At 73.5% G+C, this 21,343-nt stretch carries 14 protein-coding genes and 1 pseudogene; 5 read left to right on the top strand and 10 right to left on the bottom strand.

Annotated elements, in window-relative coordinates; translation table 11 throughout:
* From ACFW6P_RS24320 to ACFW6P_RS24295, 6 genes are all read right to left on the bottom strand, one after another.
* A partial coding sequence (locus tag ACFW6P_RS24320) for a beta-ketoacyl synthase N-terminal-like domain-containing protein (protein ID WP_386424765.1) occupies nt 1–1,096 on the bottom strand: 1,096 nt, incomplete at its 3' end.
* 9 nt (nt 1,097–1,105) lie between these two features.
* Nucleotides 1,106–7,156, bottom strand: coding sequence for an SDR family NAD(P)-dependent oxidoreductase (locus tag ACFW6P_RS24315; RefSeq protein ID WP_386424767.1), 6,051 nt, complete (start codon nt 7,154–7,156; stop codon nt 1,106–1,108).
* A 41-nt stretch (nt 7,157–7,197) separates the two neighbouring features.
* Entirely contained in the window at nt 7,198–10,293 is a 3,096-nt protein-coding gene (locus ACFW6P_RS24310) for a type I polyketide synthase (protein WP_386424762.1), read from the bottom strand.
* A gap of 55 nt (nt 10,294–10,348) precedes the next feature.
* Nucleotides 10,349–11,086, bottom strand: a complete 738-nt coding sequence (locus ACFW6P_RS24305) for a thioesterase II family protein (RefSeq protein WP_386357835.1) — start codon at nt 11,084–11,086, stop codon at nt 10,349–10,351.
* Nucleotides 11,083–12,333 (bottom strand): cytochrome P450, encoded by a 1,251-nt coding sequence (locus ACFW6P_RS24300; protein ID WP_386357833.1) that lies wholly within the window; start codon nt 12,331–12,333, stop codon nt 11,083–11,085. The genes ACFW6P_RS24305 and ACFW6P_RS24300 overlap by 4 nt, the downstream gene beginning before the upstream one ends.
* A complete protein-coding gene (locus ACFW6P_RS24295) occupies nt 12,330–12,602 on the bottom strand; it encodes a phosphopantetheine-binding protein (protein WP_386357831.1) in 273 nt (90 codons plus the stop codon). Before ACFW6P_RS24295 ends, ACFW6P_RS24300 begins: the two co-directional genes overlap by 4 nt.
* Before the next feature lie 389 nt (nt 12,603–12,991).
* Between ACFW6P_RS24295 and ACFW6P_RS24290 the strand changes: the two genes are divergently transcribed.
* The 5 genes from ACFW6P_RS24290 to ACFW6P_RS24270 all read left to right on the top strand — a co-directional run bounded on the left by ACFW6P_RS24290 (nt 12,992) and on the right by ACFW6P_RS24270 (nt 18,161).
* Nucleotides 12,992–14,497: an FAD-dependent monooxygenase gene (locus ACFW6P_RS24290; protein ID WP_386357844.1), complete on the top strand. Its 1,506-nt coding sequence runs from the start codon at nt 12,992–12,994 to the stop codon at nt 14,495–14,497.
* 368 nt (nt 14,498–14,865) lie between these two features.
* A complete protein-coding gene (locus tag ACFW6P_RS24285) occupies nt 14,866–15,384 on the top strand; it encodes a hypothetical protein (protein WP_386357829.1) in 519 nt (172 codons plus the stop codon).
* A 75-nt stretch (nt 15,385–15,459) separates the two neighbouring features.
* On the top strand, nt 15,460–16,302 hold the full coding sequence (locus ACFW6P_RS24280; protein WP_386357827.1) for a DUF4097 domain-containing protein: 843 nt from the start codon (nt 15,460–15,462) through the stop codon (nt 16,300–16,302).
* A 75-nt stretch (nt 16,303–16,377) separates the two neighbouring features.
* Entirely contained in the window at nt 16,378–17,373 is a 996-nt protein-coding gene (locus ACFW6P_RS24275) for an ATP-binding cassette domain-containing protein (protein WP_386357825.1), read from the top strand.
* Nucleotides 17,370–18,161, top strand: a complete 792-nt coding sequence (locus ACFW6P_RS24270) for an ABC transporter permease (protein ID WP_386357823.1) — start codon at nt 17,370–17,372, stop codon at nt 18,159–18,161. Before ACFW6P_RS24275 ends, ACFW6P_RS24270 begins: the two co-directional genes overlap by 4 nt.
* Nucleotides 18,162–18,362: 201 nt before the next feature.
* Here the strand turns inward: ACFW6P_RS24270 and ACFW6P_RS24265 are convergent.
* The 4 genes and pseudogenes from ACFW6P_RS24265 to ACFW6P_RS24250 form a co-directional block, all read right to left on the bottom strand.
* Nucleotides 18,363–18,524 (bottom strand): annotated as a pseudogene (locus ACFW6P_RS24265) (cytochrome P450); the annotation flags it as partial.
* A gap of 324 nt (nt 18,525–18,848) precedes the next feature.
* A complete protein-coding gene (locus tag ACFW6P_RS24260; RefSeq protein WP_386357842.1) occupies nt 18,849–19,571 on the bottom strand; it encodes an ABC transporter permease in 723 nt (240 codons plus the stop codon).
* Nucleotides 19,572–19,606: 35 nt separating this feature from the next.
* Nucleotides 19,607–20,545: an ATP-binding cassette domain-containing protein gene (locus ACFW6P_RS24255; RefSeq protein ID WP_386357821.1), complete on the bottom strand. Its 939-nt coding sequence runs from the start codon at nt 20,543–20,545 to the stop codon at nt 19,607–19,609.
* A gap of 25 nt (nt 20,546–20,570) precedes the next feature.
* Nucleotides 20,571–21,341, bottom strand: a complete 771-nt coding sequence (locus ACFW6P_RS24250; protein WP_386357819.1) for a thioesterase II family protein — start codon at nt 21,339–21,341, stop codon at nt 20,571–20,573.
* Between the last annotated feature and the right edge of the window lie 2 nt (nt 21,342–21,343).

The raw sequence follows: 21,343 nt of genomic DNA, 5'->3' as shown, positions 1-21,343 counted from the left end.
CCCGGCCCTGCCCGTAGGCGGCCAGCAGCGCCTGCGCCTCGATGGGGTCGCCGAGCTTCGTGCCGGTCCCGTGCGCCTCCACCGCGTCCACCTCGCCCGCCTGCACGCGGGCGTTCGCCAACGCGGCCCGGATGACCCGCTGCTGCGCCGGCCCGCTCGGCGCGGTCAGCCCGTTGGACGCCCCGTCCTGGTTGATCGCCGAACCACGGATCACCGCCCAGATCCGGCGCCCGTTGCGCCGCGCGTCCGACAGCCGCTCGAGGACCAGCACGCCCGCGCCCTCGGAGAAGCCGGTGCCGTCCGCCGCGTCCGCGAACGCCTTGCACCGGCCGTCCGCCGACAGGCCCCGCTGCCGCGACATCTCCCGGAACACCTGCGGCATCGCCATGACGGTGACGCCGCCGGCCAGGGCGAGGCCGCACTCGCCCTGGCGCAGCGACTGCACCGCCTGGTGCACGGCCACCAGCGACGACGAGCACGCGGTGTCGGTCGACACCGCCGGGCCCTCCAGGCCCAGCGTGTACGCCACGCGTCCGGACGCGACGCTCAGCAGGGAACCGGTCTGCGCGTAGCCGGAGATGACCTCGGGGGTGGTGAAGTGGTTGCCGTACCCGAAGTACGCGAGACCGGCGAACACGCCGGTGCCGCTGCCGCGCAGGGTCTCCGGGTCGATACCGGCCCGTTCCAGGGACTCCCACGAGGTCTCCAGGAGCAGCCGCTGCTGCGGGTCGGCGGCGAGCGCCTCGCGCGGGTTGATCCCGAAGAAGTCGGCGTCGAAGTCGCCGGCGTCGTACAGGAACCCCCCGGAGCGCGTGGAGCAGGTGCCGGGCCGGTCCGGGTCCGGGTCGTACAGGCTCCCCAGGTCCCAGTGGCGGTCGTCGGGGAAGTCCGACACGACGTCGGCACCCGTCCGCACCAGTTCCCACAGTTCCTCCGGGGAGGTCACCCCTCCCGGATAGCGGCAGGCGGCACCCACGACCGCGATGGGCTCGGCCGCGGCGTCCGTCAGCTCCTTGAGGCGTTCCCGTGTTTCGATCAGCTCGATCGAGGTCCGCTTGAGGTAGTCGAGAACCTCGGCGTTGTTGTCGTGTGTCATCGTCTTCCCCTAGCCGAGCTCTTTGTCCAGCAGCGCGAGGAGCTCCCCCGCTGAGGCCGCACCGATCTGGTCGACGATGGCGACCGGTGATCCGTCGCCCGCCATCGAACGGACTCGGCCCTGCAGCTCGCCGAGCAGAGTGGAGATGGTGGCCCGGTCCTCCTCCGCGAGCGCGCGGAACGCCTCCTCCAGCCGGGCGCCCAGTCCTTCGATCTCCCGGACCAGGTGATCGGCCGGGCCCTCCGGGCCGGAGGCGGAGTCCGGGGTGATGCCCGCTCCCAGGAACCGGACGACGGCGGCCGGGTTCGGGTGGTCGAAGACGAGCGTGGCGGGCAGTTTCAGGCCGGTCGCCGCCGCCAGTCCGTTCCGCAGCTCCAGCGCCGTGAGCGAATCGATCCCGAGGTCCCTGAACGCCACGGCGGGGCCGATCCGCCCGGTGCCGGCGTGGCCGAGGACGAGCGCGGTCTGCGTGCGCACGGCCTCGAGGAGCACCGCCTGGGCCTCGGCCGGCGGCAGCGACCTCAGCCGCTGCGCGAGCACGACGCCGGCGGGTTCCCGGTCCGCCGGGCCGCCCGGTCCGGCGTGCGTCCGCGCCAGGGCGCGCAGCAGCGGCGAGACCATCCGGCCGGTGTCCGGTGTGCCCGGCGCGGGGAGGTGCAGTCGCACGGGCACCAGCACCGGCTCGTCCACCGCGACCGCCGCGTCGAAGAGCGCGAGTCCCTCCTGCGACGACATCGGCCGCACGCCCTGCCGCCCGAGGCGTACGACGTCCGAGTCGCCGAGGCCGGCGCTCATCTCACTGCGCTCCGCCCAGAAGCCCCAGCACAACGCTGCCGCGGGCAGGCCCCGGGCCCGACGGGCTTCCGCGAGGCCGTTGAGGAACGCGTTGGCCGCCGCGTAGTTGGCCTGTCCCGCCGTGCCGAGCACACTCGCGATCGAGGAGAACAGCACGAACGCGGACAGGTCCAGGTGCTCGGTCAGCTCGTGCAGGTGCCAGGCACCGCGCACCTTCGGTGCGAGGACCGCGTCCACCCGGTCCTCGGTCAGGGTCTCGACGACGCCGTCGTCCAGCACACCCGCACAGTGGACGACCGCCACCAGCGGGTGCTCGGACGGTATCGCGGCGATCAGTTCGGCGACGGCCTCGCGGCTCGTCACGTCGCAGGCCACGACCTCGACCCGGGCCCCGGCCGCGGTCAGTTCCTCCCGCAGCGCCGCCGCCGCCGGAGCCGCCGCCCCGCGCCTGCTGGTCAGCACCAGCCGGCGCACGCCGTACCGCTCGACGAGGTGCCGGGCCAGCATCGCGCCCAGGCCGCTCGTACCGCCGGTGATCAGCACCGAACCGGAGCCGAGAGCGGAAACGTCCGGTGCGGCGGGCACGGCGGGGGCGTGGGCCAGCCGGGGGGTGGTCACGGCGCCGGCCCGGATCTTGAGCTGCGCCTCCCCGGTTGCGGCCGCCGCCGGGACGAGGGCCAGGGAGGCGGGCCGGCCGTCCGTGTCCACGAGCGTGAACCGGCCGGGGTTCTCGGTCTGCGCGGCACGCACGAATCCCCAGATCGCGGCGGCCGCGGGGTCGGGGTGGGGAACGTGCTCGTCGTGGAACGCCTCACGCGTCACGATGACCAGGCGTGAGTCGGAGAACCGGTCGTCGGCGAGCCAGTCCCGCGTCCACCGCAGCACCCGGTGGAGGGTGCGCTCGACGGCGGCGGGTGTGCCGCCACCGTCGGCGCCGTCACCGGTGTCACCGCCGGCGCGGTCGACGCCGGCGATGACGACAGGGGGTGTGTCCCCACCGCGGGCGGCGAGTTCGCCGAGGCCGGCGAAGACCGCCCCGTGCGGTTCGGCGGGGGCGGCGTACGCGCCGGACGCTCCCAGCACCGCGTACCGGCCCGTGGCCCCGCCGGAGGCGACCGTGAGCGGGGTCCAGTCCACCCGGAACAGCGAGTCCCGGTGGTCGAAGCCCAGCTCGGTCAGCTTCGCGACGTCGGCGGGCCTCAGGCTCAGCGAGGCGACGCCGCCGACCGGGGCTCCGCCGTGGTCCGCGAGCGTCACGGACAGCGCGTTCTCCCCCGCGGGCGCGAGAGCCACGCGCAGCGCCGTCGGGCGGGCGGAGTCCAGGCGCAGGCCCGTGCAGCGGAACGGCAGCCCGCCTCCGGGCACGGAGTCGTCGGCGATCTGCCCGAGGCCGATCGGGAGCAGGGCGGCGTGGAGCAGCGCCGGGTGGACGCGGAACCGGCCGCGATCCGCGCCGTCGGGCGCGGGCAGCTCCACCTCCGCGAACAGGGTGTCACCCCGGCGCCACACCTCTTTCAGACCGCGCAGCAGTGGCCCGTGGCTGAATCCGAGGGCGGACAGCCGGGTGTACTCGTCCTCGAAGGGCACCCCGGCCGCGCCCGGGGGAGGCCAGGTGGCGAGGTCTTCCGCCGCCGGGGTCTCCACGGCGCCGGACCCGACGGCCCCGACGGCGTTGCGGGTCCACCCGGTTTCGCCCTCGGCCCGTGAGTGGACGCTGACGGCACCCTCACCGTCGACCACGACGCGGATCTCGCGATCGGCGCTGCGGGACAGCACCAACGGTGTTTCCAGGGTGAGTTCGTCGACCGTGTCGCACCCGGCCTTGTGCGCCGCCCACACCGCCAGCTCCGCCAGCACCGCCCACGGCACCAGGACGGCGCCGTGGACCACATGATCGGCCAGCCACGGGTGGCGCTCCAGCGACAGGCGCCCGCCGCCCACCACCCCGGCGCGCTCGCCGTCCTCGGGCAGCTCGATCACGGCATCAAGCAGCGGGTGGTCGGAGGTGCTCGCGCCGGTGGTCTCGCCGGGCGTGTCCAGCCAGTAGCGCTGCCGCTGGAACGGGTACGTGGGCAGCTCGACCCACCGGCCCTCCCAGCCCGGGAACGCGGCCTCCCACGTCACCTCCAGGCCCGCCTCGAAGGCCTCGGCCGCCGACCGGTACAGCCGCGCGAGGCCGCCCTCGTCGCGGCGCAGCGAACCGACCACGGACCCGGTGGCCCCGGGGGTGGTGTCGAGGATCTCCTGGACGGTCATCACGAGCAGCGGGTGCGGGCTGACCTCGATGACCGCGCCGCCCGGCTCCTGTTCGGCCAGGCGCCCCATGGCGGCGGCGAACCGGACCGGTTCCCGCAGGTTGCGGTACCAGTAGGCCGCATCGAGCTCCATCGGGTCGATCAGCCCGCCGGTCACGGTCGAGTAGATCGCCACCGGCGAGGGCAGCGGGTTGATGGGACCCAGTTCCTCGGGGAGCCGGTGCGCGAACCGGTCCATCAGCGGCGAGTGGCCGGGCACGCTGGACTTGATCAACCGCGCGCGGGCGCCCTCGGCGCGGCAGGCCGCGACCAGTTCCTCGACCGCCTCGGTCTCGCCCGAGACAGCCGTCGAGTTCGGTCCGTTCACCGCGGCGATCCCGATCCGGGACTCCCGCCCCTTCAGCAGCTCCCGCACGCGGTGTTCGGGCAGCAGGACGCCCGCCATGCGGCCCTGCCCGGCGACCGTGGCGAGAAGCCGGGACCGCAGGGCCACGATCTTGGCCGCGTCCCGCAGGGTCAGGGCGCCCGCGACGCAGGCCGCGGCGATCTCGCCCTGGGAGTGGCCGATCACCACGTCCGGGGTCACCCCCAGCGAACGCCACACCCGCGCCAGCGACACCATCACCGCGAACAGGGCCGGCTGGACGACGTCGATGTCCTCCAGGTCCGCCGCCCGTGGCCCGCCGCACACGGTGTCGATCAACGACCAGGACACCCACGGCTGAAGTGCCTCGGCGCACGCGCGCAGTCGCTCGGCGAAGACCGGGGAGGACTCCATGAGCTCCCTGCCCATGGCGATCCACTGCCCGCCCTGGCCCGGGAAGACGAACACCGTCCTGCCCGCCGGTTTCGCGACGGCGGACGGCGCACCGGCGGGAGAGGCCTCGTCACCGACGGCGGCCAGCGCGGCGAGCAGCTCGTCCCGGTCGGCGCCGATCACCACCCGGCGGTGCTCGAACAGCGACCGCGTCGTCACCAGCGAGTGCCCCACGCCCGCGAGCGGCAGGTCCGCGTCGGCGGCGGCGAGATCGTGCAGCTTCCGCGCTTGCGCCCGCAGCGCCTGCTCCGACCGCGCCGACAGCACCCACGGCACCGCCCCGGGGGCGCCGGTGGCCACCAGCCCGGTGGTGAGGTCCGCGGCCTCACGAGCCGGGACCCGATCCTGCCCACGGGTCGCCGGCGCCTGCCGGCTGGTCCCGGGCACCTGCCCGGAGGTCCCGGGTACCTGCCCGCGGGTCCCGGGTACCTGCCCGCGGGTCCCGGGTACCTGCCCGGAGGTGCCGGGTGCCTCCTCGAAGCTCTCCGGCGCCTGCCCGCGGGTCCCGAGCGCCTCCTCGAAGCTCTCAGGCGCCTGCCCGGAGGTGCCAGGTGCCTCCTCGAAGCTCTCCGGCGCCTGCCCACGGGTCGCCGGCGCCTGCCGGCTGGTCCCGGGCGCCTGCCCGGAGGTCCCGGGTACCTGCCCGCGGGTCCCGGGTACCTGCCCGGAGGTGCCAGGTGCCTCCTCGAAGCTCTCGGGCACCTGCCCGGAGGTGCCGGGCGCCTCCTCGAAGCTCTCGGGCACCTGCCCGGAGGTGCCGGGTGCCTCCTCGAAGCTCTCGGGCACCTGCCCGGAGGTGCCGGGTGCCTGCTCGAGGATCAGGTGTGCGTTGGTGCCGCTGATACCGAAGGACGACACGCCCGCCCTGCGGGGCCGGCCGTCGGGTGTGCTCCACCGCCTGGCCTCGGTCAGCAGTTCCACGGCCCCGGCCGACCAGTCCACGTGCGTCGACGGCCGGTCCACGTGCAGCGTCCGGGGCAGCACCCCGTGACGCATCGCCATGATCATCTTGATGACGCCGCCGACACCCGCGGCCGCCTGCGTATGGCCGATGTTCGACTTCAGCGACCCCAGCCACAGCGGGCTCCCCGGGTCCCGGCCCTGCCCGTAGGCGGCCAGCAGCGCCTGCGCCTCGATGGGGTCGCCGAGCTTCGTGCCGGTCCCGTGCGCCTCCACCGCGTCCACCTCGGCGGCCGCCAGCCCGGCATCGGCCAGGGCGGCCCGGATGACCCGCTGCTGCGCCGGCCCGCTCGGCGCGGTCAGCCCGTTGGACGCCCCGTCCTGGTTGATCGCCGAACCACGGATCACCGCCCAGATCCGGCGCCCGTTGCGCCGCGCGTCCGACAGCCGCTCGAGGACCAGCACGCCCGCGCCCTCGGAGAAGCCGGTGCCGTCCGCCGCGTCCGCGAACGCCTTGCACCGGCCGTCCGCCGACAGGCCCCGCTGCCGGGCGAGCTCCACGAACATGCCCGGGGTCGGCAGCGTCGACACCCCGCCGGCCAGTGCCAGCGTGCACTCCCCCGACCGCAGGGACCGCACCGCCTGGTGGACGGCGACGAGCGACGACGAGCACGCGGTGTCGGTCGACACCGCCGGGCCCTGAAGACCGAGCACGTACGCCACCCGGCCCGAGGCCACGCTGTCGTAGGTCCCCGTGAGCGAGAAACCCTCCACGTCGCCGGCTGCCCCGCCGCCCATCCGCGGGCCGTAGTCGACCCGGTAGAGCCCGGTGAACACCCCGGTCGCCGACCCCCGCAGCCCGGCCGGGTCGATGCCCGCCCGTTCCAGCGCTTCCCAGGACGTCTCCAGCATCAGCCGCTGCTGCGGGTCCATCGCCAGCGCCTCGCGCGGGCTGATGCCGAAGAACGGCGCGTCGAACCCCGCGAGATCGGTCAGGAACCCGCCCGTGCGCGTGTACGTCTTCCCGTGCGCCTCGGGATCCGGGTCGTACAGCGCCTCCACGTCCCATCCGCGGTCGCGCGGGAAGTCGCCCATCGCGTCCACCCCGTCGGACACGACCGACCACAGCTCGTCGGGGGACGTCACCCCGCCCGGGAAGCGGCACCCCGCACCCACGACGGCGACGGGCTCGTACGCGGACTCCTCCAGCTCGCGCACCCGCTCGCGCAGCTCCTGCGCGTCGCCGACGGCACGTCGCAAGTAGGAGCGGAGCTTGTCGACTTCCTCCACCAGGCCTCCCTCAACGGAACGGTTTGCTCGAAGAACGGGTGTGGCTACACGTATCCGCGGTCGATCAGGGCGTAGAGATCGTCGTCGCTGCTGCCTTCCAGACGCCCCTCCCCCGCCGGTTCCGCGGCACCGGGCGCCTGGGGCGCGAGGAGGGAGAAGAGGTGGAGGGCGAGCTCGTGCGGAGTGGGGTGGGTGAACGCGACGGTGGCCGGGAGCCGCACCCCGGCCACCGTGTTGAGCCGGTTGCGCAGCTCCACCGCCATCGAGGAGTCGAAGCCCAGCGCCTTGAAGGTCTCGGTCGACCTCGCCTCCACAGCGGCCCCCGGCAGTCCCGCGCCCTTCGCGCCCAGCAGCGCCGCGGTCTCGGCGCACACGAGCGTGCGGACCGCAGAGGGCGAGTCGAGGCCGGCCGCCCTGGTGTTCGCGCCCGGTCCGGTCGCCCGCGCGGCGGGGCCGTTCCCGGTGCCGGCGGGAGCCGTCAGCCAGTACCGCCGGCGCTGGAACGGGTAGGTCGGCAGGCCGATCCGGCGCGGGCGGTGCGCGGCGAACAGCGGCCTCCAGTCCACCGGCACCCCGCGCACGTGCAGTTCGGCCAGCGACGCCAGGACCTTGCCCACGCTCCCGTCGTGCTTGCTGAGGGTGCCCACCACCGGCGGCGGACCCGCCAGCGCGTCGGCGGCCTCCTCCATCGCCACCCGGAGCACGGGGTGCGGGCTGACTTCCACGAACACGCCGCCCCGCTCGCGCATCAGGGCCTCGACGACCTCGCCGAAGCGCACCATGGAGCGCAGGTTGCCGTACCAGTACGCGCCGTCGAGCTCGCGGGTGTCGAGCGGCCCCCCGGTGACGGTGGAGTGGAACTCCACCGCCGATTCCCTCGGCGCGACGCCCTCGGTGTCCAGCAGGACACGGGAGCGGATGCGTTCGACGTGGTGGGAGTGCGAGGCGTAGTCCACCTTGACCCGGCGCACCCGGACACCGTCCTCGGCCGCCGTGGCCGCGAACTCGTCCAGCGCCTCGTCGTCTCCGGAGACCACCACCGACTCCGGCCCGTTGACGGCGGCCAGGGAGAGCCTCCCGGACCACCGCTCCAGCCGGTCCCGAACCCAGCCGGGGGGCGCGGCCACCGCGCTCATCCCGCCCAGGCCGGCCAGATCGGTCAGGGAGCGGCTGCGCAGGGCGACGATCCGGGCCGCGTCCTCGAGCGAGAGCGCCCCGGACACGCAGGCCGCGGCGATCTCGCCCTGCGAGTGCCCCACCACGGCCTCGGGGACCACTCCCAGCGACCGCCACACCTGCGCCAGCGAGACCATCATCGCGAACAGCGCGGGCTGGACCACGTCCACCCGGTCCAGCGAGGCGGCCCCCCGCGCACCGGTCACCACGTCGGCCAGCGACCAGTCCACCCACGGCGCCAGGGCCTGCGCGCACGCGTCGATCGCGCGCGCGAACACCTCCGACTCCGCGTACAGCCGCGCGCCCATGCCCAGCCACTGCGAGCCCTGGCCGGGGAACACGAAGACGATTGGGCCCACCTGACCCGTGGCCACCCCGCGGACCGTCCGCGCCGCATCGCCGCCGGCCGCGAGCAGGCCGAGACCGGCCAGCGACTCCTCACGGTCACCGGCGAGGACCACCGCCCGGTGCTCGAACAGCGACCGCGTCGACACCAGGGAGTGCCCCACGTCGGCGGCCGACAGCGACACGTCGGCGGCCACGAGGTCCCGCAACCGGGCCGCCTGCTCCCGCAGGGCGGACTCCGACCGCGCCGACAGCACCCACGGCACCGTCCCGGAACCGCCCGCGGACGTCACGTCCTCGTCCGCGGCGCGCGGTTCGGTCCGTTCCTCGGGAGCCTGCTCGATGATCACGTGCGCGTTGGTGCCCCCCATGCCGAACGCCGACACTCCCGCGCGTCGCGGCCTGCCGGGCTCGCCCGGCCAGGGCCGCGGGGCGCGGGGGACCTCGAAGTCATCCTGGAAGTGGGGGACGGCGGGGTTCGGTGAGCGGAAGTTCAGGCTCGGGACCAGCCGGCCGTGCTCCACGCAGAGCACCGCCTTCAGGAAACCGGCCATTCCCGCCGCCGGCTCCAGATGCCCCACGTTCGTCTTCACCGACCCGATCGCCAGGGGGCGGCGGCGGCCGGTGTGCCGGAAGACCTCGCGCAGGCCGGACAGCTCGGCCGGGTCGCCCAGCCGGGTGCCGGTGCCGTGGGCCTCGACGTAGTCGACCGTGTCGAACCCGACGGCCGCGCGGTCGAGAGCGGACAGCACGGCCGCCGCCTGCCCGCCCGGGCTGGGATCCGGCATCCGGCTGGTCGCTCCGCCGCTGCCGACGCCCCAGCCGCGCACCACCGCGTGGACGTGGTCGCCGTCGGCGAGCGCGAGGTCGAGCCGCTTCAGCAGGACGAACACCCCGCCCTCGCCCCGGGCGAACCCGCTGGCCCGTTCGTCGAAGGTGAAGCAGCGGCCGTCGGGCGACAGGGCGCCCAGATTCGCCAGGCCGCCGCCGGTCTCCGGATCGACGATCAGGTGCACGCCGCCGGCGATCGCCAGGTCGACCGCGCCGCCGCGTATCCGTTCGCACGTCAAGGCCAGCGACACGAGAGAGGAGGACTGGCCCGAGTCCGCGCAGAAGCTCATGCCGCGGAGGTCGAACAGGCTGGAGATCCGGTTCGCGACGAGCGCACCGCTGGAGCCGAGCGCCGCGTAGTGGTCGTCCCGGTCGCTGCCGGACAGCCTGCGCAGCTGCTCGTACCCGGAGGGCCCGGCGCCGACCACGACGTCGATCTCGCGGCCGGCGAGCGAGGCCGCGGGGATGCGGGCGTCCTCGAGGGCCTCCCAGGCCAGCTCCAGGCCCAGCCGCTGCACGGGGTCCATGGCGGCCGCCTCCGCCGCGGGCGTGCCGAAGAAGCCGGCGTCGAACCCGTCGACGGAGTCGAAGAACGAACCGGCGTTCAGGGTGGCGGCGTCCGGGTGGGACGTGTGGTGGGAACGCGCGTCGGCGGCCCGCTGCCCGGGGAACGTTCCGAGGGTCGACCTCCCGTCGAGCAGCAGGCGCCAGAACCCGGCCGGGTCGTGCACGCCGGGAAAGCGGCACGACATTCCGACGACGGCGATATCGGTGGCTGCGCGACTCATACGCGTTCCTTCCGGTTCCCTCGGTGTACGGCTCTCGGCGACGGCGGCACCGCCCTCACGGCCAACGGGTCAGCGACGTCCGCAGCTCGTGCGGCGCGTCCATGAAGTCGTAGTGGCCTCCGTCGGCCACCCGGAACTCGACCGGGTCCGCGTAGTGGCGCCACCCCTGCAGGTCGGCGAGGCGCACGTCGGGGTCGTCCCGCCAGTGCAGGACGACGACGGGGCAGTCCACCGCGACCGGCCCCTCGCGCCGGTACGCGTCCGCCGCCGCGTGGTCACGGAGCAGCACCATGAGGCCGAGGTCGACCAGGTCGGGCCGCGGCTCGATGCCCCGGCCGCGGAGGAACGTCTCCACCTCGGCGCGCAGTTCGGGCTCGGTCATGGTGAGCATCCGGTCGCGCGAGGCGTCGTGCGGTGCCGGCTGGCCGGACACGAACAGGCAGTCCGGTGTGGGCAGGCCCAGGTCGGCGAGCCGGAGCACGGTCTCGTAGGCGGGCAGCGCGCCCGCGCAGTGCCCGAAGAACGCGAACGGCCGGTCGAGCAGCGGTGCCAGGTGTCCGGCCAGGTCGGCGGCGAGGTTCTCGTAGGTGCCGTAGTGCGGGTGGGCCAGGCGGTTCTCGCGGCCGGGGAACTGCACCGGGCAGACCTCGATGTCGTCGATCGCGGCCGGCCAGGCGCTGAAGGCCGAGGCCCCGGAACCGGAGAAGGGGAAGCAGAAGATCCGGGCGGGGTGGACGGTGGACGGCGGCCGGACGAACCACGGCGACACGGTGGGGGAGGAGCCGGACGTCATGGCGTGTGCCGTTTCTGGGCGACGACGGGGAGGTGGGTCATCCCGGCGATGAAGTACGACCGCAGGTGCTGCGGTTCGCCGGCGAGCTCGATCGAACCGAACCGCCGGAGCAGTTCCTCGAAGAAGACGCGCAGCGTCATCCGGGCCAGCGGCGCACCGATGCAGAAGTGCGGTCCGAACCCGAACGCGCCGTGGCGCTTGGCACCCTGGCGGGTGATGTCGAAGGTGTGCGGATCGGGGAACTGGGAGGCGTCCCGGTTGGCCGACCCGATCCACGCGACGACCGCCCCGCGGGCCGGGACCGTGCCTCCGGCGATCCGCACGTCGTCCACCGCGTACCGCATGAAGTTGCACGCGGCCGAGGTCCAGCGCAGTCCTTCCTCGACGAGGTTGGGGATCAGTGTCGGATCGGCCTGCGCCTTCTCGTACTGCTCGGGCCGCTCGGCGAGCGCCTGGACCGTGCCCGAGACGGTGTGCGGCGTCGTCACGTTGGCGCCCAGCAGGATGCTGTAGCCGTCGAGGGCGATCTCCTCGTCGCTCAGCGCAGCGCCGCCGGGGCGGACGCTCATGAGGTGGTGGAGCAGGCTGTCGTCCTCGCCTCCGGTGGCCCGCCGCGTGCGGACCCAGTCCTTGACGTAGGTGACGAGCTCGTGGTGGGAGATGGCCAGGGTCGCGGCCTCGTTGCCCACCCCGAAGTGCGGGTCCGACGGAGCCGTGACCATGGCGGTCAGCTGGACGAGCTCCTCCCAGTCCCGCTCCGGGATGCCGAGGAGCGGGCCCGTGACCATCGCCGGGAGGAGCAGCGCCTTCTCGGCCAGGTCGAAGGTCTCGCCGTCGAGCGCCGGCTGAAGGAAGCGCACGACGGTCCGGCGGATCCCGTCCTCCCAGGACTTCACCGCCCGCGCGGTGAGCCGGGAGCCGAGCGGCCGGCGGACCTCGGTGTGCCGCGGGGGGTCGGTGGACGTCAGCAGCACGCCCGCCGCCACGTCGTCCGTCCCGAGGTGGGTGGGGACGGTGCCGCGCTCCGAGGTGAACTCCCGGTGGTCGCTGAGCACGCGGCGGACGTCCTCGTAGCGGGTCACCGACCAGAACTCCCGGCCGTCCGGCAGGACCTGGTGGTGCAGGGGCGCCTTCGCCCGCATCGCGTCCCAGATCGGGTGCGGATCGCCCGACGAGTAGAGGTCCAGGTCGAACAGGTCGACGCTGTCGAGGTCTAGGGCGCGCTTCGGACCCGGCGTCAGCCTCACGTCCCTCCCCTCCCCTGCTCGATCAGAGCGGCGACCCGCGCCGGGGTCTGCGCCAGGTAGAAGTCGCGCACGGACAGCTGGACGCCGTAGTCCTGTGACACCCGTTCGATGATCTTGATTCCGGTCAGCGAGTTGCCGCCGAGCGCGAAGAAGTCGTCATCCGCGCCGACCTCGTGATGGCCGAGGTGTTCCCCCCACAGCTTCGCGATTTCCTGCACCAGCGACGCCGGCGCGCTCGACGGCGCGGCCTGTGACGATTCCATTGCCATTCTTTCCTTCCTCCGCCGACCGGGAATTCCCGCTCGCGTCCTTTTCGGCCCTTTCTCCGGACCGTCACCGCCATCACGACCACCGGGGGCCCTTTGCGTTGTCCCGCCGGCGAGACGAATTCCTGGAATGGCCGAATCGAGTGTCGCGTGAGTTCCCGTCCGCTCACACCGTGCCGGGGGCCTCCGGCATCCGCCCTGCGATGGGGTTGAGCCCGGGGCGTCCGGTGCTCGCGGACCGTCCCGCCGGCGGGACGGGGCAAGTGCGGCGGCGGTCCGCCCCGTCCGGGCGCCGGCGCTCGTTGACCGGCCGATGCGCCGTCGGTGACCGTGACTCGACGACGTCACAGGCGCAGGGGAACAGAGGGGGGAACGACGTGGGACACACCGGCATGGACGCGGATGTGGTGGTCGCGGGCGCCGGGCCGACGGGCTTGATGCTCGCCTGCGAGCTGCGGCTGGCGGGCGCCGACGTGGTGGTGGTCGAGCGGCTCGCACAGCGGTCGGACGAGTCGCGAGCCGGTGGGATCCACTGCCGCACCCTGGAGGTACTGGACCAGCGCGGAATCCTGGACCGCTTCCTGGCGGAAGGCGAACTGCAGCCGGTGGGCCACTTCTCCGGCCTCTGCATCGACTTCGACGAGTCCGAGTCCAGGCACCCCTACCCGCTGATGATCCTGCAGTCCGCCATCGAGCGGCTGCTGGAGGAGCGGGCCGCCGAGCTCGGCGTACGGGTGCGCAGGTCGTCCGAGGTGAGCGCGATCCGGCAGGACGAGGCCGGCGTGACGGTCGGGCTGCGTACGGGGGAGGGGGCACCCGGGACGCTGCGCGCCCGCTACCTCGTGGGCTGCGACGGCGGGCGCAGCACGGTGCGCAAGCTGTCGGGCATCGGCTTCCCCGGCACCGAGGCGACGATGACCGCGCTGATCGGCGACGTCGAACTCCCCGATCTGCCCGAGGACTACGTCTGGGTGCGGCGCACTCCGGGCGGCGACTACTCGGCGATCGCCTTCGAGCCGGGCTGGCACCGGGTGATCACCTCCGAGTTCGACCGCGTCCCGGAGCGCGGCGAACCCGTGACGTTCGACCGGCTGAGGGAGTCGATGGTCAGGGTCGCGGGCTCGGACTTCGGCATGCGGCGCCCCCGGTGGGTCTCCCGGTTCACCGACGCCGCGCGGCAGGCCGCCCAGTACCGAAAGGGCCGGGTGCTGCTCGCGGGCGACGCGGCGCACATCCACTTCCCGGCCGGCGGGCAGGGGCTCAACATGGGCGTGCAGGACGCGGTCAACCTCGGCTGGAAGCTCGCCTCGGTGGTGCGCGGCCACGCCCCGGAGAGCCTGCTGGACACCTACCACACCGAGCGCCACCCCGTCGCGGAGCGCGTGCTGCACAACACCCGGGCGCAGGCGGCCCTGATCCGCCCCGGCCCCCAGACGGACGCGCTGCGCGACGTGTTCGCCTCCCTCATGGTGTTCGACGACGTCAACCGGTACCTGCGCCACATGCTCACCGCGCTGGACATCCGGTACCCGGCCGACGGCGACCACCCGCTGGGGGGCCGCCGGGTGCCCGACGCCGGCCTCAAGTCGTCCGACGGCGCCACCCGCGTCCACGAGCTGCTGCACGCCGCCCGCCCCGTCCTGCTGGACCTGCACGGCGGTACCGGCGTGGCGGCGGCCGCCGAGGGGTGGGCCGACCGCGTCGACCTCGTCGAGGCGCGCAGCGAGGACGACCACTGGTTCGTCCCGGCCGTCGGCGAGATCCCCGCTCCGGCCGCGCTCCTGATCCGCCCCGACGGCCATGTCGCCTGGGCGGCCGCCGCCGGCGGCGCCGCGCCCGGCGCCTGCGCCCTCGGGACGGCCCTGTCCACCTGGCTCGGCCCGGCCCGGCGGGGGTGAGCCATCACCGGAAACGAACGGCTCATCGGACGCTGCTGAGCCATGGGTGCGCCTGACGGCGGCCGTCCGGACCCGCTGGTGGTCCGGGCGGCCGCCGTCGCCGTGCGGAGTGGGGTGGGTGCGGGTGTTCACCCGAGGGGACCTCACACGGCATCGTTCGCACGACAGGAGTGGCACCGTTTGGCATCATCTGGCACCGCCGTGCGCCTCTCCGTTTCATCCCCGGGCACAGGAACGCGCACGGAGCCGCCATGACCCGGGATCCCTTCTTCACGTTTCCGCAGGCAGGAAAGTTTTCTGCGGCGTCGTGCCAGCGGAGGCGCCGGACACGCTTGCGCATAGCGCCACGATGATGCCATGATGGCGTTATGGACCTCGCCCCCTATGTCGACTCCCTCCGCCGCGAACTCGCGGTGGCCGCCGAGGCCGGCGGAGACGACGCCCGTGAGCTGGCCGAGCGGCTCACCGCCCCTCTGGAGTCGGCGACCCGGCTGACCCTGCTCAACGTGCTCTCCGCCGCGATGGACGAGATCACCCGTGAACTCGCCCCCGGATCGGTCGACGTGCGGCTGCGCGGGCTCGACCCCGACTTCGTGGTGACACCGGCGCCCACCGACGCCGGCGCCCCCGCGGAACCACCGGCGCCCGCCGAACCGTTCATACCCCCGGCACCGGCCGACGGCGACGAAGGCGGCACCGCGCGGATCAACCTGCGCCTGCCGACCCACCTCAAGACGCGCGTCGAGGAGGCCGCGAGCCGCGAGGGCCTGTCGGTCAACGCCTGGCTGGTGCGGGCCGTGTCGGCCACGGTCGACGGCGGCACCCGGCCGCGCCCGCCGGAGAAGGCCCGGAGCGTCGGGCACAGCTTCACGGGCTGGGTGCGCTAGCCGCGGCCAGCCGCCTCCCCCACACCGCGTCCCACCAGCGGGGACGTCCTGAGGACCCACGACGACGGGACAGCCATGCCTTCCTTCGACACCCCCGAGGCGATCTCGGTCACCGCCCACGTGTACGCCGGCTCCGTCCAGTTCGTCGCGGGCGACCGCCTCGACACCGTCGTCGAGGTGCGGCCCCGCGACCCGAAGAAGGACCTGGACGTACGGGCGGCCGATCAGACCGAGATCACGTACGCGAGCGGCGCGCTGACGGTGAGGACGCCCAAGGCCGGTCTCCTCGGCCGCAGCGGCACCGTCGACGTCTCGGTCGAGCTGCCCGCGGGCTCGCACATCGACATGACCGGCGCCGCGGGCACCGTGCTCGGCGAGGGCCGGCTCGGCGAGGTCCGCGTGAAGACCACGGCCGGCGATGTCCGCCTCGACACCACCGGCCCGCTGCACCTGACCTCGTCGCACGGCTCGATCACCGTGGACCGGGTCGAGGGCGCGGCCGAGATCACCAGCAGCACCGGCAACGTGCGCGTCGGCATCCTCGACGGCCCCGCCGTCCTGAAGAACTCGCACGGCACCACGACCGTCGGCGCGGTGACCGGCGAGCTGCGGGTGAACGGCGCGCACGGCGCCGTCGACATCGCCCGCGCCGAGGACTCGGTCACCGGCACCACCACCCACGGGCACCTCCGCCTCACCGACGTCGCGCGCGGAGACGTCCGGCTGGAGACCTCCAACGGCTCCATCGAGGTCGGTATCCGCGAGGGCACCGCCGCCTGGCTCGACATCAGCTCCAACCGCGGGCACGTACGCAACACGCTCGCCGCGTCCGAGGCGCCGGAGCAGACCGAGGACACCGTCAGGGTCCGCGCACGGACCAACTGGGGCGACATCGACGTCCGCCGGGCCACGTCCTAGCGGCCCGTCCTCGAGCGGCCCCGTTCCCCACCCACTTCCGCCTTCGCAGCCTTCGACCCTCGAATGGAGGACTCCATGTCTTCTGTCATGTCCACGTCGCAACGGGATGACGGTCACCCGTCGCCGGCCGCCGTCTCCGCCACCGCTCTGCGCAAGTCCTACGGCGACAAGACCGTCCTGGACGGCATCGACCTGGACATCCCGGCCGGCTCCGTGTTCGCGCTGCTCGGCCCGAACGGGGCCGGCAAGACCACCGCCGTGAAGATCCTGTCCACGCTCATCACAGCCGACGGCGGGCAGGCCCGGGTCGCGGGCCACGACCTCACCACCGAAGCGCAGGCGGTGCGTGCCGCCATCGGCGTCACCGGGCAGTTCTCCGCCGTCGACGGGCTGATCACGGGCGAGGAGAACATGCTCCTCATGGCCGACCTGCACCACCTGTCCCGAAGCGAGGGACGCCGGGTCGCCGCCGGGCTGCTCGAGCGCTTCGACCTGGTCGAGGCCGCGAAGAAGCCGGCCTCCACCTACTCCGGCGGCATGAAGCGCCGTCTGGACATCGCCATGACGCTGGTGGGCAGCCCCCGGATCATCTTCCTCGACGAGCCCACCACCGGCCTCGACCCGCGCTCCCGCCACACCATGTGGGGCATCATCCGCGAGCTGGTCACGGGCGGGGTGACGGTGTTCCTCACCACGCAGTACCTGGAGGAGGCGGACCAGCTCGCCGACCGCATCGCCGTCCTCCACAACGGCAGGATCGCCGCCGAGGGCAGCGCCGAGGAGCTCAAGCGGCTCATCCCCGGCGGACACGTCCGGCTGCGCTTCACCGACCCGGTCGTCTACCAGTCCGCCGCCTCCGCCCTGCGCGAGGTCACCCGCGACGACGAGGCCCTCGTCCTGCAGGTCGCCAACGACGGCAGCCAGCGCGAGCTGCGCTCCCTCCTGGAGTGGCTGGACACCGCCGGCATCGAGGCGGACGAGCTGACCGTGCACACCCCCGACCTCGACGACGTCTTCTTCGCCCTCACCGCCACCGACATCCCCAGCCAGCCCGAGGAGGCTGTCCGATGAGCTCCCTCTCCCTCGCCGTGCGCGACTCTTCCACGATGCTGCGCCGCAACCTGCTGCACGCCCGCCGCTACCCGTCCCTGACCCTGAACCTGCTGCTCACGCCGATCATGCTGCTGCTGCTCTTCGTCTACATCTTCGGCGACACCATGAGCGCGGGCATCGGCGGCGGCGGTGCGGACCGCTCGGACTACATCGCGTACATCGTCCCGGGCCTGTTGCTGATGACCATCGGCAGCACCGTGATCGGGACCGCGGTGTCCGTCTCCAACGACATGACCGAGGGCATCATCGCCCGCTTCCGGACCATGGCCATCCACCGCGGGTCGGTGCTCGTCGGGCACGTCGTCGGCAGCGTGCTGCAGTCGGTCGCCAGCGTGGTGGTCGTGGGCGCCGTCGGCGTGGCCATCGGCTTCCGCTCCACCGATGCCGGCCTCCTGGAGTGGCTCGCGGCGTTCGGGATGCTCGTGCTCTTCGCCCTGGCGCTCACCTGGATCGCGGTCGGCATGGGCCTGGTCAGCCCGAACGCCGAGGCCGCCAGCAACAACGCGATGCCGATGATCCTGCTGCCGCTGCTGTCCAGCGCCTTCGTCCCGGTCGACTCCATGCCCGGCTGGTTCCGGCCGATCGCCGAGTACCAGCCGTTCACCCCGGCCATCGAGACCCTCCGGGGCCTGCTGCTCGGCAGCGAGATCGGCCACAACGGATGGCTCGCCGTCGCCTGGTGCCTGGGCCTGACGGTGCTCGGCTACTACTGGTCCAAGTCGCGGTTCGGCCGCGACCCGAAGTAGGGGCCGGCAGCCCGTCCCGCTCCGGGGCGGCGTACTCCGACACCACGTCGGCGTGCGCCGCCCCGTCCGCGTTCCGGCCGCCCGCCGGACCCGGGCCCGTGCCGCGGAGCCGCTCCGCTGGCTTCGCCGCTCGGCGGAGTGATCCGCGGGAGTGAGCCCGGCGGTGCCGTCCCGCCCGCATGACGTGCGCGGCCGACGGTCCTAGCCGGCCGTCCGCGTCCAGGTGACCGGCAGTTCGTGGACACCGTAGATGTTCATGTCGGTCCTGAGCCTCACGGCGTCGGCGGGGACGGCGAGTTCGAGGGCCGGGAAGCGGCGCAGCAGGCCGGCGAGACCGGCGCGCAGCTCGACGCGGGCCAGTTGCAGGGGGACGGGGCTCGGCTTCGCCGGCCGAGGGGCGCGTGGTCCGCGCGGTGAGCCGGCGGGTCCGCCGCCGTGCTCCCCGGGGCGGACCCGGCAGCGCGAGCCGGCGAGCACGGCAGGACCTCGGCGCGGCCCGCGGCGGGCGGGCGCCGCCTCCCGGGGCCGTATAGCCCGTGGTGTCGGACCCGTTCTCGCCTACGTCCCTGGAGCGCGTTCAGCCGGACGCGCTCCGCAGCGGGCGGACAGCACGATGCCGCCCCGGCGGCATGGGATGCGCCGAGGCGGCTCGGGAGGGGAAGGGGACGGCGACCGGCCTGGTCGGGGTCAGGCCCGCTTCTTGAACGTGGAGACCGCCCACACGTAGCCGAGGACGGTGAACCCGACGCACCAGGCGACGGCCGCGATCGCGTCGCCGCTCGACGGGGTGCCCACCAGCAGGCCGCGCAGCGTCTCGATGATCGGGGTGAAGGGCTGGTACTCCGCGAACTGCCGCACACCGACGCCCATCGTGTCCGCGGGTACGAACGCGCTGCTCAGGAACGGCAGCATGATCAGCGGCACGGACGCGAGGCCCGCGGACTCCGCGGTCTTCGCGGCCAGTCCCAGGGCGACGGTGAGCCAGCCGGCCGCGAAACTGAGCAGCAGGACGACACCGATGGCGCCGAGCCAGTCCAGGGCACTCGCGGACGGGTCGAAGCCCATCGCGAAGGCCACCCCGATGATCGCGGCGCAGGCCACCAGGCAGCGCAGCGTGGTCACGACCACGTGCCCGGTCAGCACCGAACCGCGGGAGACGTCCATGACCTTGAACCGGTTGATGATGCCCTTGGTCATGTCGGAGTTCACGGCCGTCGCGGTGGCGCCGAGACCGTAGCTGACGGCCATCACCAGCAGCCCCGGCGTCGCGTAGTCGACGTAGTCGTCGCCGACGCTGAACGCGCCGCCGAAGACCTTGACGAACATGAGCATGATGACGATGGGGAAGAGGACCCCGTTGAACACCGCGACGGGGTTGCGCACGGCGTGCTTCAGGTTGCGGCGCAGCATGATCGACGAATCGGCCAGCGGCGACGAGGCGCGGCTCACTGTGCGATCCCCTCCTTGCTCGTGGTGTCGGTCAGGGTGAGGAAGACGTCGTCGAGGTCCGGCCGGTGCACCGAGAACTCCTGGGCGTCGAGCGCGTGCGCGTCGAGCCGGTCCAGCAGGGCCCGCAGCGACCTGGTGTCGCCTTCGGCCGGCACCCGCAGGGTCAGCTCCTCGTCGTCCCGCGTGGCCTCCGTCAGGACCCGCGCCGCCGCGTCGAGTTCGCCCGGGCCGGCGAAACGGAAACGGATGTGGGTGCCGGGGATCCGGCGCTTGAGCTCCTCGGATGTGCCCTGGGCGACCAGGCGGCCCTGGTGGAGCACCGCGATCCGGTCGGCGAGCTGGTCGGCTTCCTCGAGGTACTGGGTGGTGAGGAAGATGGTGGTGCCCTCGGCCACCAGCTCGCGGACGATCCCCCACATCGTGCGCCGGCTGCGCGGGTCGAGGCCCGTCGTCGGCTCGTCGAGGAAGATGATCTGCGGGTTGCCGACCAGCGTCATCGCCAGGTCCAGCTTGCGGCGCATACCGCCGGAGTAGGTCCCGGCCGGCTTGTCCGCCGCCTCCACCAGGTCGAACCGCTCGAGCAGCCGCGCCACCACCTGCCCACCGGAGGACACCCGCTTCAGGTCCGCCATCAGCTGCAGGTTCTCCCGGCCCGAGAGGAGGTCGTCCACCGCGGCGAACTGGCCTGTCACACCGATGGCCGCGCGCACCTGCCTGGTCGCGGTCGCCGCGTCGTGCCCGGCGATCCGCACCGTACCGGCGTCGGCCTTCAGGAGCGTCGTCAGGACGTTGACGGTCGTCGTCTTGCCCGCGCCGTTCGGACCGAGCAGGGAGAAGATCGATCCCGCGGCGACATCGAAGCCGATGCCGTCGAGCACGACCTTGTCGCCATAAGCCTTGCGCAGGCCTGAGACCGCGATAGCTGGACTTCTCATGCTCCCACTGTCCTCTCCGGGGCTGTCACGCCCCTGCCACACCGCTGACACGGCGCTCGAGTGCCTCTGCCCGGGCGGACTCCGCCTCGATCACGTCCAGTACCTCCCGGCCGAGGTCGACCAGGTACATGTGGTCGCCCGGGAACTCCGCGTAGCTGAACGCGCCCGTGGTCGCGTCCCGCCACTGCCGGGCCTCTTCCGCGCTGACCAGGCCGTCGGAGTGGCCCCGCAGCGAGCAGATCGGCACCGTCACCCTCGCGTCGGTGCCGGGGACGTAGTTCTCGTGCATCTCGCAGTCGGCCTGCAGCGTGGGGAGGATCAGCTCACGCATCTCGGGGTGGTCGAGGGCCTCGTGCCTGAACCCCGCGAACTCCTCGACCCGGGCGAGGAACTCCTCGTCCGGCAGGCCCGCCGCCCGCCTCTCGCGCTGGGTCCACGGCCCCGGCGAGCCACTGACGACCAGCAGCCCGACGTGCACGCCGCGTGCGCTCAGCAGATGCGTCAGCTCGTAGGCGAGCACCGCGCCCAGGCTGTGCCCGAACAGCACGGTCCGCGCGCCGTCGCCGAGGTCCGCGGCGATGCGGTCGATCTCGTTCCTTGCCGCTTCGACGACGTTCCGGTACGGCGCCTCCAGGATGCGCCGCTCCCTGCCGGGCAGTTCGACCGAGGTCACGCGCCACCGGTCCGCGGCCTCCTTCTGCCACGGATGGAAGAAGGAGGGGCCCGCGCCCGCGAACGGCACGCACAGCAGCGTGGCCCGGTCCCCGTGCTCCTCGGATGTGCTGGGTTGCTTCACAA

Source organism: Streptomyces sp. NPDC058741 (assembly GCF_042746715.1).
Classification (GTDB): domain Bacteria; phylum Actinomycetota; class Actinomycetes; order Streptomycetales; family Streptomycetaceae; genus Streptomyces.
The sequence above is the reverse complement of the archived record's forward strand: the minus strand, read 5'-3'. Positions and strand labels throughout refer to the sequence as shown.

Coding starts and splice junctions, on each gene's coding strand:
- ACFW6P_RS24310 (WP_386424762.1), bottom strand. CDS start 10,293: ATGAGTCGCGCAGCCACCGATATCGCCGTCGTCGGAATGTCGTGCCGC.
- ACFW6P_RS24260 (WP_386357842.1), bottom strand. CDS start 19,571: ATGCTGCGCCGCAACCTGAAGCACGCCGTGCGCAACCCCGTCGCGGTG.
- ACFW6P_RS24280 (WP_386357827.1), top strand. CDS start 15,460: ATGCCTTCCTTCGACACCCCCGAGGCGATCTCGGTCACCGCCCACGTG.
- ACFW6P_RS24290 (WP_386357844.1), top strand. CDS start 12,992: ATGGACGCGGATGTGGTGGTCGCGGGCGCCGGGCCGACGGGCTTGATG.
- ACFW6P_RS24295 (WP_386357831.1), bottom strand. CDS start 12,602: ATGGCAATGGAATCGTCACAGGCCGCGCCGTCGAGCGCGCCGGCGTCG.
- ACFW6P_RS24270 (WP_386357823.1), top strand. CDS start 17,370: ATGAGCTCCCTCTCCCTCGCCGTGCGCGACTCTTCCACGATGCTGCGC.
- ACFW6P_RS24275 (WP_386357825.1), top strand. CDS start 16,378: ATGTCTTCTGTCATGTCCACGTCGCAACGGGATGACGGTCACCCGTCG.
- ACFW6P_RS24285 (WP_386357829.1), top strand. CDS start 14,866: ATGGACCTCGCCCCCTATGTCGACTCCCTCCGCCGCGAACTCGCGGTG.
- ACFW6P_RS24305 (WP_386357835.1), bottom strand. CDS start 11,086: ATGACGTCCGGCTCCTCCCCCACCGTGTCGCCGTGGTTCGTCCGGCCG.
- ACFW6P_RS24255 (WP_386357821.1), bottom strand. CDS start 20,545: ATGAGAAGTCCAGCTATCGCGGTCTCAGGCCTGCGCAAGGCTTATGGC.